General features: G+C 43.4%; 16 protein-coding genes. 4 read left to right on the top strand and 12 right to left on the bottom strand.

All coding sequences use genetic code 11. The features are described 5' to 3' along the window. Window positions 1–250 precede the first annotated feature (250 nt). The 4 genes from L7A31_RS21600 to L7A31_RS21585 all read left to right on the top strand — a co-directional run bounded on the left by L7A31_RS21600 (window position 251) and on the right by L7A31_RS21585 (window position 4,836). Window positions 251–1,006, top strand: a complete 756-nt coding sequence (locus L7A31_RS21600) for an NAD(P)-binding domain-containing protein (protein ID WP_237363980.1) — start codon at window positions 251–253, stop codon at window positions 1,004–1,006. 139 nt (window positions 1,007–1,145) lie between these two features. Beyond that, window positions 1,146–1,907, top strand: coding sequence for a hypothetical protein (locus tag L7A31_RS21595; protein WP_237363978.1), 762 nt, complete (start codon window positions 1,146–1,148; stop codon window positions 1,905–1,907). A gap of 45 nt (window positions 1,908–1,952) precedes the next feature. Then, the gene (locus tag L7A31_RS21590) at window positions 1,953–3,164 is read left to right on the top strand and encodes an MFS transporter (protein WP_237363976.1); all 1,212 of its coding nucleotides are present in this window, start codon (window positions 1,953–1,955) and stop codon (window positions 3,162–3,164) included. Window positions 3,165–3,813: 649 nt separating this feature from the next. After that, the gene (locus L7A31_RS21585) at window positions 3,814–4,836 is read left to right on the top strand and encodes a replication initiation protein (RefSeq protein ID WP_237363974.1); all 1,023 of its coding nucleotides are present in this window, start codon (window positions 3,814–3,816) and stop codon (window positions 4,834–4,836) included. A 184-nt stretch (window positions 4,837–5,020) separates the two neighbouring features. Here L7A31_RS21585 and L7A31_RS21580 read toward each other — a convergent pair whose 3' ends face one another. The 12 genes from L7A31_RS21580 to L7A31_RS21525 all read right to left on the bottom strand — a co-directional run bounded on the left by L7A31_RS21580 (window position 5,021) and on the right by L7A31_RS21525 (window position 17,589). Then, the gene (locus L7A31_RS21580) at window positions 5,021–5,212 is read right to left on the bottom strand and encodes a hypothetical protein (RefSeq protein ID WP_237363972.1); all 192 of its coding nucleotides are present in this window, start codon (window positions 5,210–5,212) and stop codon (window positions 5,021–5,023) included. A 273-nt stretch (window positions 5,213–5,485) separates the two neighbouring features. Continuing rightward, window positions 5,486–7,651 carry a hypothetical protein gene (locus L7A31_RS21575; RefSeq protein ID WP_237363971.1) on the bottom strand — a complete coding sequence of 722 codons (2,166 nt, stop codon included), beginning with the start codon at window positions 7,649–7,651 and terminating at the stop codon, window positions 5,486–5,488. A 174-nt stretch (window positions 7,652–7,825) separates the two neighbouring features. After that, entirely contained in the window at window positions 7,826–8,704 is an 879-nt protein-coding gene (locus L7A31_RS21570) for a hypothetical protein (protein WP_237363969.1), read from the bottom strand. Continuing rightward, on the bottom strand, window positions 8,694–8,939 hold the full coding sequence (locus L7A31_RS21565; protein ID WP_237363967.1) for a hypothetical protein: 246 nt from the start codon (window positions 8,937–8,939) through the stop codon (window positions 8,694–8,696). Before L7A31_RS21565 ends, L7A31_RS21570 begins: the two co-directional genes overlap by 11 nt. Continuing rightward, entirely contained in the window at window positions 8,923–10,113 is a 1,191-nt protein-coding gene (locus tag L7A31_RS21560; RefSeq protein ID WP_237363965.1) for a hypothetical protein, read from the bottom strand. Before L7A31_RS21560 ends, L7A31_RS21565 begins: the two co-directional genes overlap by 17 nt. Before the next feature lie 3 nt (window positions 10,114–10,116). Continuing rightward, on the bottom strand, window positions 10,117–13,389 hold the full coding sequence (locus tag L7A31_RS21555) for a defense against restriction DarA-related protein (protein WP_237363964.1): 3,273 nt from the start codon (window positions 13,387–13,389) through the stop codon (window positions 10,117–10,119). Beyond that, a complete protein-coding gene (locus tag L7A31_RS21550) occupies window positions 13,389–14,006 on the bottom strand; it encodes a defense against restriction DarA-related protein (RefSeq protein WP_237363962.1) in 618 nt (205 codons plus the stop codon). The genes L7A31_RS21555 and L7A31_RS21550 overlap by 1 nt, the downstream gene beginning before the upstream one ends. Beyond that, window positions 13,999–14,415 carry a hypothetical protein gene (locus L7A31_RS21545; protein ID WP_237363960.1) on the bottom strand — a complete coding sequence of 139 codons (417 nt, stop codon included), beginning with the start codon at window positions 14,413–14,415 and terminating at the stop codon, window positions 13,999–14,001. Before L7A31_RS21545 ends, L7A31_RS21550 begins: the two co-directional genes overlap by 8 nt. A gap of 10 nt (window positions 14,416–14,425) precedes the next feature. After that, window positions 14,426–14,734 carry a phage holin family protein gene (locus tag L7A31_RS21540; RefSeq protein ID WP_237363958.1) on the bottom strand — a complete coding sequence of 103 codons (309 nt, stop codon included), beginning with the start codon at window positions 14,732–14,734 and terminating at the stop codon, window positions 14,426–14,428. A gap of 137 nt (window positions 14,735–14,871) precedes the next feature. Next, window positions 14,872–15,216 (bottom strand): hypothetical protein, encoded by a 345-nt coding sequence (locus L7A31_RS21535; protein ID WP_237363956.1) that lies wholly within the window; start codon window positions 15,214–15,216, stop codon window positions 14,872–14,874. A gap of 24 nt (window positions 15,217–15,240) precedes the next feature. Then, the gene (locus tag L7A31_RS21530) at window positions 15,241–17,163 is read right to left on the bottom strand and encodes an RCC1 domain-containing protein (RefSeq protein ID WP_237363954.1); all 1,923 of its coding nucleotides are present in this window, start codon (window positions 17,161–17,163) and stop codon (window positions 15,241–15,243) included. A 126-nt stretch (window positions 17,164–17,289) separates the two neighbouring features. Continuing rightward, complete coding sequence (locus L7A31_RS21525; RefSeq protein WP_237363952.1) at window positions 17,290–17,589, bottom strand: hypothetical protein; 300 nt, start codon at window positions 17,587–17,589, stop codon at window positions 17,290–17,292. Between the last annotated feature and the right edge of the window lie 97 nt (window positions 17,590–17,686).

The raw sequence follows: 17,686 nt of genomic DNA, 5'->3' as shown, positions 1-17,686 counted from the left end.
ACGGCTTAGTATTGAAATGTGATGCTTGTTGCTTATATTATCCACGCTGAAAATGAAGCATGAAGCTTTGAGCCCTCTAGTGTGGTGGGCTCACCCTAAATCACCCAAGCCTTGTTGAGCCAACTTGTAGTGATAACCACTAATTATATTAATGAAATGTAAAATTATCGTAACGCATAATTTCCGCCTAATAACCCAATTCCTTGCCATTAATCGCAAGGATATAAATACAAGTATTTGATCGATAATTATGAAAATAGGAATTATAGGCGTTGGCAAACTAGCAACCGCCATTGTGGCTGGGCTGACCAAAACAAATAAGGCAACTGAAATTGTTTTGTCACCTAGAAATATGGAAAACTCCCAACTTTTATCTAATAAGTACGAATGCGTTAAAGTTGCGAAAGATAATCAAGCCGTCGCTGAGGAATGTGATTGGATTTTTCTCACTCTACCACCCTCGGTGGCTGTCCGAGAAATAGAACAACTCACATTTAAAAGCGGATCGTCTGTCATCAGTTGTGTAGCTACTTTGTCACATAGCGAATGCAATCAACTTATTGGGAATTCAGTTAACGTATACAAAGCATTCCCTTTACCAACGATCGCAGATTGCAATGGACCCCTCGCTTACTATCCGTGTGATACAAAAATAAAACCATTTTTAGACGGCCTGGGAGATCTCTTTCCATGCAAAGATGGAAAAGCCTTTCGTCCTCTAGCTGCTGCAACCTCACTAATTGCTAGTCACTACGCTGTCCAAAACACACTGCATGATTGGCTTGTAGAAAACGATATTGAACCTGCCGTTGCTCTGAATTATTTAAACGAATTAATGGACTCGCTGACACATCAAGCCAAGAAGTCGGAAGTCGATTTTAGAGAACTGATTAGTAGCGCCTCAACTTCGCAAGGTCTAAATGAACAAGCTATCAACATGCTTAGTGAGCGTGGAGTATGCCAAGACATAAAGAAGACGCTAGATACGATTCTAAAACAGTTGTGATTAATAGGTGATATTCAATAAATAATAAGTTTGTCTCTTTATTGAATATCAAATATCAATACTACCCACTGAATTAAAATAAACGTCCAAGCATCACAATAATGAAACAAGTACAATATAAATAAGATGGGCTATGTAGATGGACATAAAAAGCGAAAGCATTGAGAAAGCATGCAAGGCTTTTAAAAACCATGTAAGTGAATTCAATGTCAATCATGTATCTGTAAGCAGTTTAAATTTAGAAACTAATGAGCTGAATTGTGTGTGTAGCAACTACGATTGGCACTTAGAGTACTGGGGTACGGGCCTGTACAAGCGGTACGGCAAGCGCTGTGAACCAGGTGTAAGGTATTGGAATGAATTAGACAGCGAACACAGTAGAATTTTATTCGAAAGCACAGAATCTCAACTAAAGGTCGATTTTACTACTAGGCATGGACAATTTATTGAAATATTTTCAATCGGCATGAACGATAAAAATGCCAGAGTTGAAATGTGCGATATAATTCGACATAAGCCAAGAGTTAGTAACTTATTGTATTTAATAAGCAAAGAATACGACATAGATAAAATTCAAGTGCCAAGAGAGCCCACTGCTAACCTAATAAATCAAAATAAGGCATATATTGGCGGTAAGCATTTCAACTTTGGTGACATAAGGTTTACCGAAAAAGAAATGCAAACGATCACTCTAATTTTACAATTGCGTTCAATAAAAGAAATATGCGCTTTTCATAAATGCAATAGAGCAGCAGAAACCAAACGAATTAACAACATTAAGAAAAAACTTGGGTGTGAGGGCTCCGGTCTATCCAAGTTATATGATCATTTAAACCACTATGGCGTAACTCTGTCATGCGCCATTAGTTCTTTAGATTACCCAATCAGAACAAATTTTTAATACAACGTTTTATAGAAATATTTGAATAATAATTAGAGGTTCATAGTGCTAGCTTGGAAACAAAAACTGGGTGTTATTTCTGGTAATGCTTTAGAGTATTACGACATTGCCGTATTTGCGGCGATCATGCCTTACCTATCACACATCATGCAAGAAAGTGGCTTGCATCACTCAAACTATATTGTATGGGGAATATTTGCTCTTCGATTTCTAATTAGGCCTTTTGGTGCAGTTGTAGTCGGTAAAATTGCCGATTCAAAGGGTAAAAAAAATGCTCTAGTTTTAACAAGCACTTTAACCGGTGTAGCCTCTCTAATAATGGCTTGCTTGCCAGTTACCAAACTTGGCGAATCTGTAGCGTTGATCGTACTCTTGCTGCAGATGGCACAGTCGTTTAGTTTTGCCGGTGAGTTCCCAACAATCACACACTACCTACACAACAATACGCAAAAAAAAGAAGCTGGGATCATTAGCTGTTTGATAGTTGCTAGCTCTTTAATTGGCGTTATCTTATCGTTTGTAGTCGTGCTTGCTCTCAAGTCATCACTGACAGACGTGCAAATGCAAACTTATGGCTGGAGAATCCCGTTATTCATTGGTGTAGTTAATATTGCAATTAGCTTTTGGTTCAGATTGCAACTAGTTGAAGAGGTACCATCAAAAACTGATAAGCCCACAAAAAACTACGATTTCTCTGCAGTATTGAGAATGTTTTTGGTAACAGCTTCGGGCTCTGTTGCTTTCTTCATTCCGAGCTTTTCCAGTGGAATTATTGCCGAGTCTCTTCACTTGAAAAATTTCAGCATCATCAATACAGTTATGCTGTTTGTATTTATGATCATTGCTGGCCTGGCGACAGACAAGCTGACTACGCCAAGGAAGGGGTTTAAAGTCGGGTTAATTTTAGCGCTCGTATGTCAATATCCTTTATACTACGCCATCGTTAAAACTGACTCTGCCGCTATTCAGTGGTTTGCGTTAGCCTCTATAACATTTATCTCTGCAATAATACTGAGCAATCTCGCTGGCGCTCTGTTCTCCGTGTCAGATGGAAGCACTGTCAATCTAGGTCTTGGATATAATATTTCATCAGCCACGTTCGGCGGTCTGAGTCCTATTATTGTGCAGTACTTATCTTCATATGGTACCCAGTACGTAGGCCTATATGCTGCTTTAGCATCATTGCCTGCATTAGCTGGACTTTATCTCTACAGTGTTCGCCATAAGTCAGCAACACTGGTCCCAGCAAGTAGTTAGATTAACCTCTCTTCTCCCTTCGGGGAGAAGAGCAGTAACCAGGTCCGATCCGGTTACTTTACTTAAACGCCTCTCAAACGCCTCCTGTTAGCCCCAATCTCTAGTTCCTAAGGTAAGGGCTGCCTCCTACTTAAAATCTTCCTTAGAACGTCATTAAAGCAATATAAATAAACAGCTTATTGAGCGAAGCGACTGTGTGGGAATGTTGATTACCTTCGCGCAGCGTAGTTATCGACATATCCACACTGACTATAGAGATCTATAAGATCTATAAAGAACTATAAAGACTATAAAGACTATAAGATCTATGGTGTTCTGTATCGCATTGATATTAAAGGGCTTATAGGAAAATAGTAGTGAGAAAAGTTTGCTTTTGTGGTGAAGAAAGTTTGCTTTTCATGAGTTTGGTCACTAAAAAAGTTTGCGAACTGTGTAAATAAATGCTCAATAGTGGTGAGAAAAGTTTGCTTATTGCGTAAATTCCATCGCAATAGTGGTGAGAAAAGTTTGCTCGTGAGTTTTGGGCGGTTTATAGGGAGTTAAAAGCAAACAAATCTCACACATATAGGTCATTGTTGTGTGAAAAGTTTGCTTTTAACCCCCTGTGGTTACTACTATGCACAGATAAGTAGGACAATATTAATTTGTTATGAATCAGCAAAAAAAACTGCCCAAGCATATTAAAAAAGGGCATCAGCTCGTCTTTTCCCAGCAAGACCTCACCACTAGAGAAGCCAATTTATTCGGACTAATGATGGCACATATGACGCCTGCAGATTGGGAGTCGGGATCGCCAGAATATAGATTTACCGCAGCTCAGCTCTGCGAATGGCTTTCCATTAACAATAGGGCTGTTGGCTCGCAGCTGAAAGGTGTCGTTGCTCGGTTGCTAACAAGAAATATTGGCATTGTAACTGATAATAAAGGTGATACTGAGTTTGAGTTTACGCCTTTGTTTAGCAAGGCTATCTACAAGGACCGTGTGTTAACGTTAAAGCCAAACATTGAGCTGGAAAGCGAATATATCGAATACAACAAAGGGTTTGCTCTAATCGACACTAAGAGCTATCTAGGCCTTAAGAGGGAGTACACTAAGCGTCTCTATGAAATGCTATCTAGATTTAAAAACAAAGGTAGCAAACTGAACCCAATAGAAATCGACGATCTTCGTTGCTATATGGGACTTGTTACCGAGTCCGGTCAAATAAAGTCTGACAAAGGGTCGTTTAAAAACCCGAGTACAGTTGTTAGGTACTGCGTTAAAGATAGTATCGCAGAACTTTGTAGCAACCCTAAAACCAATAAAGAGCTACTATTCCATACCACAAAAGATGGGCTTGGCTTTAAATATCATAAGAATGGTAGAAAGATTGTTGCAATAGAATTCATCTATAGTTGGATAAATGAGGCGAACCCTATAGAGAAGCTGAATTTCGAAGACGCCAAACGTAACATCACTCGATTAGAAACCAAACGCCTGACAACCGATGAAAAGCTAACTAGTGATGAGCTGGAGCTGTTGATTTATTCCTACCGTTCTATTGGGGAGGAAGAGGATGCCGTTGAAATTGAAAAGCTTTTAGATGAATCTAAGCAGGTTAAAGTTGCCGAAAAAGAGCAGGACAAGTCATTCCTAGACAAGATCAGAGAGCTGAAAAGGATGGAGAAATAGCCCACCCAAAGCAAACTTTCTTCACCACTAATCACTAAAAGCAAACTTTTCTCACCAAACTAGAGGGTAAGCTACAAAAAACCGTAGCATTACCCACCCAAAGCAAACTTTTTTCACCACTATTGCCAGTAAGCAAACAAATGTGTGACGTTTGCGCTCAATCTGCAAACTTTTCTCACCTCTATTAGTGGTCAAAGCAAACTTTCTTCACCACTATCGCCAGCAAGCAAACAAACATGTAACGTTTGCGCTCAATCTGCAAACTTTTCTCACCACTATTGGAAAATAAGCAAACTTTCTTCACCACTATTGCCAGAAAGCAAACAAATGTGTGATGTTTACGCTCAATCTGCAAACTTTCTTCACCACTATTCATGACTAAAGCAAACTTTCCTCACCAGTATTCTCGTTGTCAGGCTCGAAACTGAGTGAATGTTGCGTTGATAAGCAAACTTTCTTCACCACTATTGGCCAAAGCAAACTTTCTTCACCATTATTGGCTTAAGCAAACAAATTTGTAGTGTTTCCCCTTTATCTGCAAACTTTTCTCACCACTATTGGCAAATAAGCAAACTTTCTTCACCACAATAAAAGTAAAGGTACAAATTAAAAAAATAATTTGTACCTTGAAAGCTTCCTTCCGCTGTGTTTACTGCGCTGACATTCTACGGACCCTGTTAAGAGCAACCGAACCGGCTGATTCAAACAAGAATCCCTGATTCCCTTCACTCTCTAACTCTTGGCTTACTCGCCCCAGGATATCGATGAGCGTTGCGTCTCCACCACCAAACATGTCACCGACTGCCTGCCCTTGGTGCTGCAGTTCATCATTGATTGCGTTGGCCATAGATTTAAAAGCAGTTGTCAGTCTTTTTGCACTACGGTTGTTACAGGAAATGAATCGCGCTAGTGCTTCCACTTCTGGATCGTTGTCGCCAAACAACCCAGATTGAGCAAGCAGCTCATCGATGTTTTGACCGCTATCTTTCGCTTGGCGTACCAGCTCTGTAGCTTGCACCAATGAATCAAGGGCTTGGGCGGCTAGGTTTTTTTGTTTCTCAGGCTCCTGTTTTGGTTCGCTTATGGTGATATCTGTCACCTCTAAGTAGTTGACTACCATTGCATCTGGTTGTACATTGTTAGTATTGATGTTGAGGTGCTGTTTAGACCGGAACCGGGATTCGGCACCGCCTAGCGGTAAATCGCCCCGTACGCTGGCAGTATCCTCAACTATCATGTCCTCGTCCTTATCCCATAGTCCATATGGTGAAAGCGAATCACTGGTTTGAAGCCCATTTTCCATATATCGAAGTTGGACACCGACCTCGACTGGTCGCCCGTTGATGACCATATTAACCTTTGCATTTTCCCAGTGCTTTACACCTGTGTGCTTATCTTGATTGTGATCTGTCTGCACCTTTTCATCTGAAAACTTCATGGTTGTTAGAACTTGGCTTAGCTTGGATATCGCCGTTAGCTTTGCTGGACTTATAGCATGAGCGGCTAGAGACTTAAGGCTAGACTTGGAAAGTACAATTGGAGTGTCCATTCGGTCAGGGTTCTTATAGATTGCTGCTCCTTCCATCCCTCGGATATGGGCAAATTCATGCTGACCCTTGTCACTTTCGATTGCAGCCTTCCCAATGCTTATAGCAAGCTTCTGCTCCGCATTCCGTTTAGAACGAATGGTTTTATCGTGCTTGATGTCGTCAAGCTTGGTTTTAAAATCTTCATATTGGCCAGCTGGCGTTTCTATTGTCGGTATAGCATCTTTGTCTTTTATGGATATAGCATCAGCTATTTGATCGGAGGTTTGTTTGTGAACCTCGCCATCTAGGTATTGCATTTCCACAAAAGCACTAGCCGCACCGTTTAGCGCATTCAGTATGTTTCGAATTTCTGGATCGGCCTCTTCTGCCACCAGCTTAACCAATTTCTCGTTTTTGTACGCTTTGGCAAAGACCGCATTTTGCATACGTTCGATAAGCTGTTTAGTGGGCCTTCCGTCCTCTGTTAATAAGCCTGCGGTTGAGTTATCCCCAATTTCAGTTAAAAAACTGTTCACAAATCCCTTATTGGAAGGCGCCATAAGGTTTCCAGCCTCACTCGGTTGGAATTGGTCCATGAGCTTGTTATCGATCCGCTCAGCATCACTAAACGCCGTTTCTGCAGCGCTCATTTGCTGTAAGTCTGACAGGTTTGAGTCTTTGGCAAATTTCGCCCTATCCACTTCGGTTAAGCGCTCTCTCACTAGTACCGGTTGATTCATTTGGGCGACCTTTTCTGGCGTGAACCCATATAAGCCGGCATTTTCAATTAAGTAGTTTTTGTAGTCTTCGGCTTTACCTGTCTTATACGCTTTGATGATGGCCAGGCTTCGACCGTTCCCCGACTCTACGACGTTATCAGGCCCAATGATGGGCGCACCATGCGAGCTCAGCCCACTATCAGCAAGCTGTGCTGGTCTAAGGTTTTGTGAGATTTTGGAGATCTGCATTAACGACGATACTCGTGTTCTGTCTCGAGGCTGCAGCTCTTGAGGAAAGTCTGGGTTAATTCTTCCATCGTCAGTGTTTGACGGTATCAGTTTGCTTGCTTCTACTAGCTTGAAGCCGGTTTTTACTTCGTCCCCTTTGGCTGTCACAACGTAGCTTGTTCTACCTAAATCGGGTACCTTTTGACCGAGTTCCTTAAGCAGAGTAATACGTTTTTGGCTTTTACTCAGTTTGTCTTTTAGGCCTAGATTTCCTTTCTTTAGTTGCTCTAGCAGCTCAGCGAGTTGAGCACTGATTTTGATTTTATCTTGAAATTTCATTATTTGTTGAATCCGTTGGCACTAACAAAAAAGGCCGCTTTCGCGACCTTAGAGTGATGAATTGATAAGTGATGACAGGGCTTTTAGGTAGTTCCCGCGTTCGCTGGGACTCAGCTGATCATCAATGGCTTTTCTGAAATAGAATTCAGCGAGTTGTTTTTTCCATGTATCCATTTACGCCGCCAATTGCTTAGGGTTGTGCTCAAACCAATCGACAACGCCATCTTTGATCTCTTCGAGGTCCATGCCTGCATTGCTCACGTCAAACAAGACATCTTTAAACTGACTAGCAGAGACGCTATTGAATTCACCAGCGCGATATCGAGCGATAATATCTGCGGTTAACTCAACTGGTGGTTGGTCCTCATCAATTGGAGGCTCCTTACCTTTGAATACATCTAGCCCAGTGGTACCAAAGGAATCTTTAGCTTCCTGGTGTAGATTCCTGATATCCAGCTTAACGTCGTATTCACTGGCCATCTGTTCCATATCACTAGGATGCAGAACGACACCATACTCATTGTCTAACCTGGCGCGCTCGTCGTAGCACTTTGCTATCTCGAGTAAATCATTAGGGTTAACACCCTTTGGAGCTTCCAGGGCAAAGAAGTAGATATTCGCGTCCATGTCCTTATCGTAGTTTGTCCCCTCATTGACACTGAGAACGGTACCCTTTGGCAGCACTGGAGCAACGACCAGGCTAAATCCGAGATCCTTTTTACCTTCCACACGAACCCGACTAGTAATGCCATTTTTGGATGCGGCCTGCTTAGCGCTAGAGGCCTTATGCCACTTCTGACCACTAGAGCCAACAAAGCGATCGCCAGCTTTAATCGTGCCTTCTCGTAGCTTTTGGATATTCTTAGCCGTGATTTTGTAGCTTTCTGGCTCGCTTGGCTCTGTCTTTTGAGTGCTGGCCTTAAGCTTTATAAGCAATTCCTGACGTTGGCGAGATTTACGCAACCTATCTGACATCGATATCGATGTGTTGGATAAATCGCTACCCAGCTCAGCAACTTGCTTACTGAGTTCCATTTTTTCTTTAAAGTTCATCGTCGATTAACTCCGCAATAAAGCCGAACATCGCCGCTTTGAAGAAGAAATCATTCGGTGAGACGGTTTTTCCATCGCCCATATGACCATATTCATTTGGGATGGAGTCCCAAGGGAAATTGAAAGCAGGATCGCTAAATACCGGCGTAACCGGCTCATCATGATTAAGACAATCATCAAAAAACACGGTCGCACTTTGTTTTGCTTGGTTTGTGAGTTTAATTTTTATCATCATCGTTCTTATCCTTATATTTCTGCTGTAAGTGCTGGACCACACCAACGATAAATTCAAAATGCTCATGATCATTCACAATCATTTTCCCAAGTGACTCACTATCAGTTAGTGCCTCGACACCCATACTGATGACTTCTGTGGCCGACGCGCCATCAAGTTTGTATGGATTTTTGGTGTTATAGAACTTGGTTACGTATGGAGAAAAACCGCCATCATCTATGGTTAGCTCTCTAGAGCTGTAAGAACCGCTTTGTTTCCTATTCCATAAATCTTGATAGATATCAGGAAGAGGCCTTACACCGTTTGAATCAGTCAATCGCTTTTTCAAGAATGAAATGGCCATTTCAAGCACTTCTGGGTGATCATCTTCAAGTGAATGCGCGAGCTCATGCCATAGCACTTTTTTGGTGAATCCTTCCCCTACGCTGATTGTTCTGTCTGAGAATCGGTAGTCCTGGCGAGCATTACGCACAGTGAAATTGATAGGTTTGCTATCAAAAGCCACCAGCTGATAAAAGCCTGCAGTGTCATTGAGTAGATTCTGTCGACCTGCAGAGCCGGTATAGCTTCCTTTTCGCTGCCTAGAAATACGATTCTTAGCTTTGGCGTCAAAGTCGGATTCAAGAGCTTTACGTTTAGCACTATCAGCCATAGGCGACGTACTTAATAGCGAATCAACGACATGCATCGCCTCAGAGCCAACCTGTTGATAGACTTCCTTGTGTAGATTATTCACCCCTTCATAGATATAGAATGGGTTAATTTTGGCTCTCGCTGCAGAACGTAAGTCAGCCTTACTTCGTTTGTAGACGTCATAAGAACGTGTAGCCGTCGCGGCCATTTCTAACACGCGCTTTTTCTCAGGTTTGGACCAACTTTGAGCATCAATCACTTCATTGATACGACTGTCTTTCCTGATCGCATCACTGAGTCGACTTCTCGCGCCTTCATCTTTCTTGTAACCAACTGTAGCCAGGAATGCATTGCCAGTGTCTACGGTTTCACTCGAATCAACAGCTGAACTTGCACCAGCGCTTAATTTGGCGAGAATTTCTGTACGTTCTCGCCCTAGCTGCAGTCTTTGGCTGAAAGCCAGGCTTTTATCGCCCAGCTTTAGCCCTAGTTTTACAGCTTGATTAGATAGAGACATACGCTCTTTCAGCTGCATTCCCATACTTTATACCTGCAGCGCAGATTGATGTTGAACGTGAGCGGCAAATGCAGCTTCCATCAAACCTTCGTTTTCAGCAAAAGTGCCTTTCTCTTCGAAGTAGGCGTATGCCTTTTCGAGCGTATCTTGGTTTTTGTTGATTTGGTCTATGGTTAAATCGCCTTTCTCATCACGAATAGACTTAAGAGCATCGATGTACTCATTTTCCTGTTCGCTTTCTGGCGCCTCAACGACAACCGGCTCAGTAGATAGGTTGAAATGATGAATAAATAGCATCTGCAGCTCTTGGAAGGTATCGAACAAGCCCAACTCTTTGCTTTCTGAGTAAGCAACGAATTGGTATTTAGAGTTGCGCATCACTGGATAAATAGTGGCATTCTGACCTAAGTTGGAAACTCTGGCGTCAACTCGACTGCTTCCGTATTGATTCTCAACTTTTGTCGCATCATGCGAGCTCTCAACGTCGAAAGTGACGATATGGACAGGAGTTGCACTACCAGGTTGATAATAAGCAGTTTCAGATTCTTGCTTGGCAAGTGAAGCGAGATCAGACTTAGCCTTGTTGTTTAAGTCATCGCTTAAGTAGTCATTGATATCATCGACTACCGACATTGCATCTTCGGGCTCATTGATATTAAAGGGCTTCACTTTACCTGTTGGAAATGTCACGTCTTGTTTGCCCACCTCCAACTTGAAGTTGGTAAACGCTTTTAATCGCTCTAACTGTTCTTTTGATTCATCATCCCACTCTTGGGTTGATATCTCTGCAGGTTTGGCACTTTCTGGCTTTGAGGGTTTATTGATGTACTGATTCTGCACCGCTTCAATGAGTTTTTCTTTCTGCTCATCGTTGAACAGATCATACGTTTTAATGTAGTGAACAAGCGCTTGCGGGTTACTCTTGGCTACTGCAGCAAAAGTATCACCAAAGATATTATGCTGGTCTACAGCATCGTATGTCATTCGGTTGAAATCGAATTCTTGCCCACCAGCATGAACCACTGGAGCATTCATATCATAGGACTTTGATTCTTGAATCCAGGAGCGTAAATCTTCTGCCCAACGTTTCTTGTTCTTTGGCCTTTCGTTAGCAGTACGCAGAGTCGAGGCTAATTGGACCGGTAATGGCTGCATGTCTCGATATAGCCAACTGCGAATCCACTCTTTGCCATCTTTTAGTTGCGCTTCACCAGCAAGTACTCGTTCAATTTGAGTCTCGATGTCATTGCAGGCACTTTTAACGGGATCGAGCTTCGTTTGAGGTTCATCCTCTTCACTCAATAGCCCCGCATCAATAAGATTGGAGAAGAACACATTTGTACTATCGTGGAAGGTACTAGAAAGAACTTTAAGCCATTCATCGAACTTAGGAATATTCGCTTCACCGCTGGTGCCTTTCGTGTCATTCAGCTTTTTGGCAATACGTTGCAAGTCTTCTTGTTCCGAGAAAACTAGCTTAACGCTGCTATCGCCTTTTTCGCGGCGGTCATTAACAATATCTCGTACTTTGGAAGCAAAGTTTTTAACGTCGGTTTTCACTTCTTCGTCGGAGTTATAGCTCTCTACTGCTGGCTCTTCCTTTTCGGTCCCTGGTCCTGGTTTTGTCGCCGGCTTAGCGATAATATCAAGCTCTTCTGCTGCCGCTTGAATCATTTCAGAGTTAACCAGGTCAACAGAGGCTTTCCACTGCAGATATTCATCGGGATCGGTTTTACGGGCCTTAGCTTCTGGCTGTTCACGCAATTGCTTGCTAAAAATGTGCTTGAATTGGCCCATTTTGAGAGTATTTAGCGTATCTTGAGTCAGATCTTTTTGCTCTTTGTCATCAAGCCATTGCATGAGCGCTTCTTTGATAATGTCGTTGGCTTGTTCGTCGTCACCCTCAATCTCACTGCCATCAGACAGAGGCTTTAATTCAAAGTCGTACACTTGCTTATCAGTGAGCGGCTTGTCGTAGGCAACAGCGCCCCAGCGAACTTTATTCCCTGCATCTGGGAAGAGCTTTGTTGCTTCTTCGTTGTCGATAACTTTTGCAACTACAGCGTCGCTCGGAGTGGTACCCATACCGTATGGCCTAGATTGAAGGCCGTACCAATGAAGCTTGTCACTGTCTGCAGTGTCATTTGATGGCTTATCTTGGCCATTGTCGCTGTCACTCAAATCTTTAGGCGTCCCAAGCTTCCATATGCCATTTCTGAGAGTGATAGCCGGCTTATCAGCGACCTTGTTGTACTCATTAAGCATGGTGAGAACATTATCCACCTGGTCTTGATAACCATTTTTAGCAAGTGTCTTCACTTTGCCAGTAATACTGTTTACAAATGCACTGCGGTCATAACCAAAGGCGATTTCACCCGTATCTATTCCATGGATAGTGCTTAAAGATCTAAAAATTCCAACGTTCTTATCGGCTCGAACAGCTTTGATAGCTTTGAGCAACTTTGGAGACTTAAAGATATCGGTCGAGGCCTTGTCGCCACCAGGCTTAACAGTGTTTTGCTTAGCTGAAAGCTTCTTACGCAGCTCTTCTTGAATGTCGTTTTGGTTTTGGACCTGAGTTTCAAGAAGGCTGATTTTCTTCTTATCTGACTCCAGCTGACTTTCTACCTGGTCAATTTCTTGAGTAAAGGACGCGGTTTCGGTTTGAAGCTTTTCAATTTGAGCTTGCGTATCTTCGAGCTCTTTAGTTTTGGCTTGCTTGTCGCTTTGGGCCGCTTGGAACTTAGCACTGTTTTTCTCTGCCAGGTTAGACAGCGCAAGTGACGCTTGTTTTAAAGAGATATCCTTACCGCCGCTGGTGGCCACAACGTGAGTGACATCTCGACTATTGAGCAAGAAACGAAATGCAATAAGAGTATCGTCAGGATTGATCTTTTGTGGGTCGCTATCTGGCGCATGAAAGACAATGGAAATGCTCTGGCCATCGCTTAGATTCATTTTGGCAATCTGAATAGCAACAGCACCAGACTTCTTAGGCTTGCCAATATCAATGCCGGCAACACTTAGGCCGGCTGGTTTTAGGTTTTGATTGAGTGCTCGTGAAAAAGCGGTAATACGTGAGTTGAGTCGGGACGCTTTCGCTTTAATCGCTTCAAGCATCATATGCGGCATTGGCGACCAACCGAACAGATACGTATTTTCCAGATCTTCTAGTGTGACAGATTCCAATATCAATCCATCTTCACTCAACTCACGCAATTGAGCGTTAGAGCATCCGTAATTCTTTGCCAGGTGATCAATTCGCTCTACTACGTTAATTCTCTTATGGTAAGAAAACATTATTGAAGTTCCTCCAGTTGCTTTTCTAGCTCTTTGGTTTCTGCAGTCTCAGTAGCTAGCTCAGCTTGAAGCTCACTAATTCGAGCCTGGCTATCGGTTAGCTGTTTCTTCGTCTTTGTGAGAGTGGATTGAGTGTCAGTGTGATCGGCTTGTACATCTTTGAGAGTGGTTTTTGCTTCCTCAAGTCGCTTGGCCACGGACCTAGAAGCCGGCTTGTTGTCTGACGTGTCTTTAGCGATAGCCTTTTTCGCTTTGCGTGCCTGGGCCTTATCGAATTTGGCCTGATTGCGATCGAGAAGCTTAGCCATTTCTTTAGCAAGCTGCCGTTCATTCTTAACGCTAGGGATAGGCTGCTTGGTTGAGTTGAGTGTCATTTGGTAGATGTCGCCCTGGTCCCCAATAAACAGAGTCATGGCTTGACCGTTCTCAAAGTGCAGCTTGGCTTTCTTAACAAATAGGCTGTCTTTTCTGACCTTTTTGTTTGACGCTTCAACGTCAGTTACCGGAGCACCAGCTGATTTAAGTGCTGATATCAGCTTTTTGAGCCCCTTTTCTGTGACGTTATCAAAATCAACAACCACAATGTCGTGATTGTTCTTTTTGGCAAAATTACTCAATGTGAAATTCCTCTTGATGCCTGGCGACGGTAGGAAATATTTTGTAGAGCGGATTTAGGCGAGAGCATGAACGTTCGATTTTGACATCGAGCACCCAAGTACCTTCTAAATGCTCACCCGCCTCTTTCTCCAGCTTTTCTCGGCTGAACGTGAGATATTCCAAGTTCAAGCCAGACTTTGAAAAGTCGAGTGGACGGCTTTTTGAAACGATGGCTACAGGTCGCTTTTTGTTTCTGAGACTGTACGTAACGGTACCGCTAGTGATGGCTTGACTGGATTTAAACCCAAGAGAAAACCGAACTAACTCGCTATCTTTCATTTTTGAAATATTGACGATTTTGACCGCGTTACGACGCAGCACAAACCGGTCAAATAGAGCAACTACAACTACAGCTAACTCACTCCCCATTTTTCTGTCCTCATGATTGAAATAATTTACGTAATTGATTGATGACTATCTTGCGTATACTGACTAATGACTCAGCCCCGTTGTTTGACAGAACTAAGACTGCAGCACAGGTAACACCTCTCTCTACGTCCCAGCTGTCAGCCACGCATGCAACCGAAATTCCTACCACTAGCGCCAGCACGACCTCTGTCAAAAAGTCCACAAAGCCGCCCTTGATCTGGCCCTCACGCTTGCGGTTTAAGAAGGTTCCAACCCCGCTTAGTATTGCGAAGCCAATCACGGCATATACGAACAGTTCTCCGTGTAACAGTGTTGGCATTATTAGCCCCTTTTGTTTGTATTCCGAGATAGTGTATTAGGAATGGAATGAATCACTCAATAGTTGAGCGTTACATGATTTCTAAGGCATAAAAAAAGGGCTCAAAAGTGTGAGCCCTCAAGGTTGGTGTATTGAATCTAGGTCGTGACTAATTGATTGCCGGCGTTCTGACATATCGACTGCACCCAGTCTGAACATAGTGATACCGGTTTATTCTCCATCGTACTTACTACGTCCTCTAATGGCTGGGATATAGGTGGCCTTTCACACGCTGGGAATTCAGCATCTTCGGTGTACTCAATGAGGATTTTCCGGTCCATGAGCAATCCATAATATTCACTTTCCGTATAAGAAGTGGTTCTTAATTCTGAGTATTCGTCTGGGATCGCCTGATCAGTCTGGACTCTAGGCAACAGCTCTTCTAATGCAGTTAGACGCACCGACACCCAGAGGTTTTCTTCGACGGGGGTTTTGCTATACATGCTAATTATCCTTATCTACGACTGCTAAAATAATCGAATGAAAACATTGGAGTCGTATTGGGTTAGCCTGCCCCTAAACATGCCACCCAACAAATAGTGGTCCCCATGACCTGCGCCCCATAGTTCACCGTTTTCTAGGAGAATTTGGGTGGTGCTTGCACCACCGATGCCAAACTGTGCAATGTCTTTTATTCTTGAGGTAAATGGATGCATAACCTGGAGCATACCGCCTGCACTTGGGCGGTTTTCATCAAATGAAACGCCGCCGGCACCTTGGCGATTAGCGCCAAGTGTATAGAGCTCATCAGTACCATCACTGAGACGTTTTACGAAAAACGTGTCTGTATAATATTGATAGGATGATGGTGGTGCGCTGGTGAACACCTCATAGTCATCAGAGGTACCTAAATCCCAGTCGGTGAAGTTGAGCTCATTCAAGTTCCCTCCCTGACCTTCCGATGAGTGTCCAGCTGAAACCCACTTCCCATCGCTATAGCGAATATAGAATGTTCCTGCGCCACCCTGTATAGCATGTATATCAAGAATGCCTGGCCATTGCAGCCTTGCGGTTGAATAGGTGGTCTTCACATTTTCGAGAGCTCCCCCTAACCCATACCCGTTGTATCCCGCAAACCAGCCATCATTATCAATCACAAACACATTCCAGCAGTTATTAGCATTGGCCGTATCATTGTTGTATCCATTGCCTGATAAGACTTTCTTTACAGTCTTTCCTTTCAGCCATGGCAGCTCGACCCATTGGGTAGTGTTGGTAGTGTTTCCGATGCCAAACTGCCCATGATGATTACAGCCAATTGCATAATGGTCGCCATCATTACCTATCCAAATAATCCATGAATAGATGCCTGCAACGAGGTGGATCTCTTGGCACTGTTCGTATGCTTTGCCTGGTGGTGGGCTCCACTCAATAGGCTCATAAATCCAATCGACACTGCCTGTTTGACGACCAATGGAGAAATTGTTCTCACCCCAACACATATATTTGTTGCTACCTTCCAACCTAAAGATGAAGGTCGTTTCATACGTTCCATATCCTATGATTTTTGGCGGGATGAATTCCGCTACCCCTGTGCGTAATAGTTTCGGTGTACTGGTCCAATATGGCGACGGTATCCCTGGCCCACTTCTAGCATTGCCGCCCCAGGTCCAAAGATCACCCGTATCACTGAGAGCATACCCAATATTTCCTGATATGCCGTAGTTTACCCAGTTCAATCTAGGCAAAGGGACTATCTCAGACATAGCACTCGCATTGATATGTCGCTCTTGACCGGTCCCGAAGCTATTTTCAGTGGTATCATTACCTTGCTCCCCACGAACAGCTAAGCGCCCATCTCTGAGCCTGACTATAGCCGTTTTAAAGGCACCCTTATTGCTTCCAGAAATATCATCTATTCGAAAAACGCCCACGCCATCGTCTACGTCATCTTTACGCGCATATGTATTGTCAGATTCGCCTTTACTGTACGTTGACAGCCAATTGCGAACAGCGCTTGGCTGGTCACAAATACGAAGATAATTGTCTGACTCACTCACGCGATAGACAAGGCCACCACTCATCGTTTGTTGGTTTTGGTAGGTACTACGGAATAGCCGACTAGTGCTATCGCCATTGCTATCACGTTTGACGATGGTATTGGCTCCACCAGTGGTAGAGTCCGATGCTCCGTTTAATGCGCTACTATCTTTTGCTTTGCCACCGATAGCTAAATAACGGCTATCTGCAGTGCTTTGTGTCATTTTTGAAGCCGCCAGGTTGTAGGCTTGATGTACAGCTGACGATGACGCGTATACTGTCGACGACGTACTGGATACTGAGTCGCTTATATTTCGGTTGTTGGGTGAAAATACGCGCTTTCCTTGCTCTGATATTTTTTGTGTGACTTCCAAGTTACCTTGGACGCTTGAGGAACCTAGCTTTGCCATCGTTCGTCTCCATTTTGGGTTGGTTAACTTGCAACGCCGGACAGCTCAGGCCTTTTCCCGTAAGGGAACCCTTCGGTCTCTGGGTAGTCGCAAAGGTTTTTTCTATCTAGTAACAGTGAATTGAAATCATCCGTACTGGTCAATGCGGTTCAGGACGATAGACAGCTGATCATTTCGCCATGCCGTTTCTTTTTCTGTAGCCTCTTCAAGTGGCAACACCTGGTCGATCCAAACCATTGCTTTAGCAGTGCTATCGTAAGACGGCGATTTGCCCTCGGGTGCTTCTTGGCTGAATGCCTGATAGTCGTCATTCGTGATCTCGTTTGCACCTTCTGGAGCGCTTGAGTTGTATCTTTCATCAACGCAATATTCCCATTTACTCGTGTTGAGCCTAAATTTGCCATACGAACATGCCCTAATTAGCATTTAACGAAAAATGCTCACTTTTGTACTGTTTTTAAAGGAGTGTATTAGGAATTGGAAAGACAATCAATAGAGAGAAAGGCTTGGGGGTTTAGCCTTT

Origin of the sequence: Vibrio marisflavi CECT 7928 (assembly GCF_921294215.1) — a bacterium.
Lineage (GTDB): Bacteria > Pseudomonadota > Gammaproteobacteria > Enterobacterales > Vibrionaceae > Vibrio > Vibrio marisflavi.
This window is presented reverse-complemented; position numbering and strand designations above follow the sequence as displayed.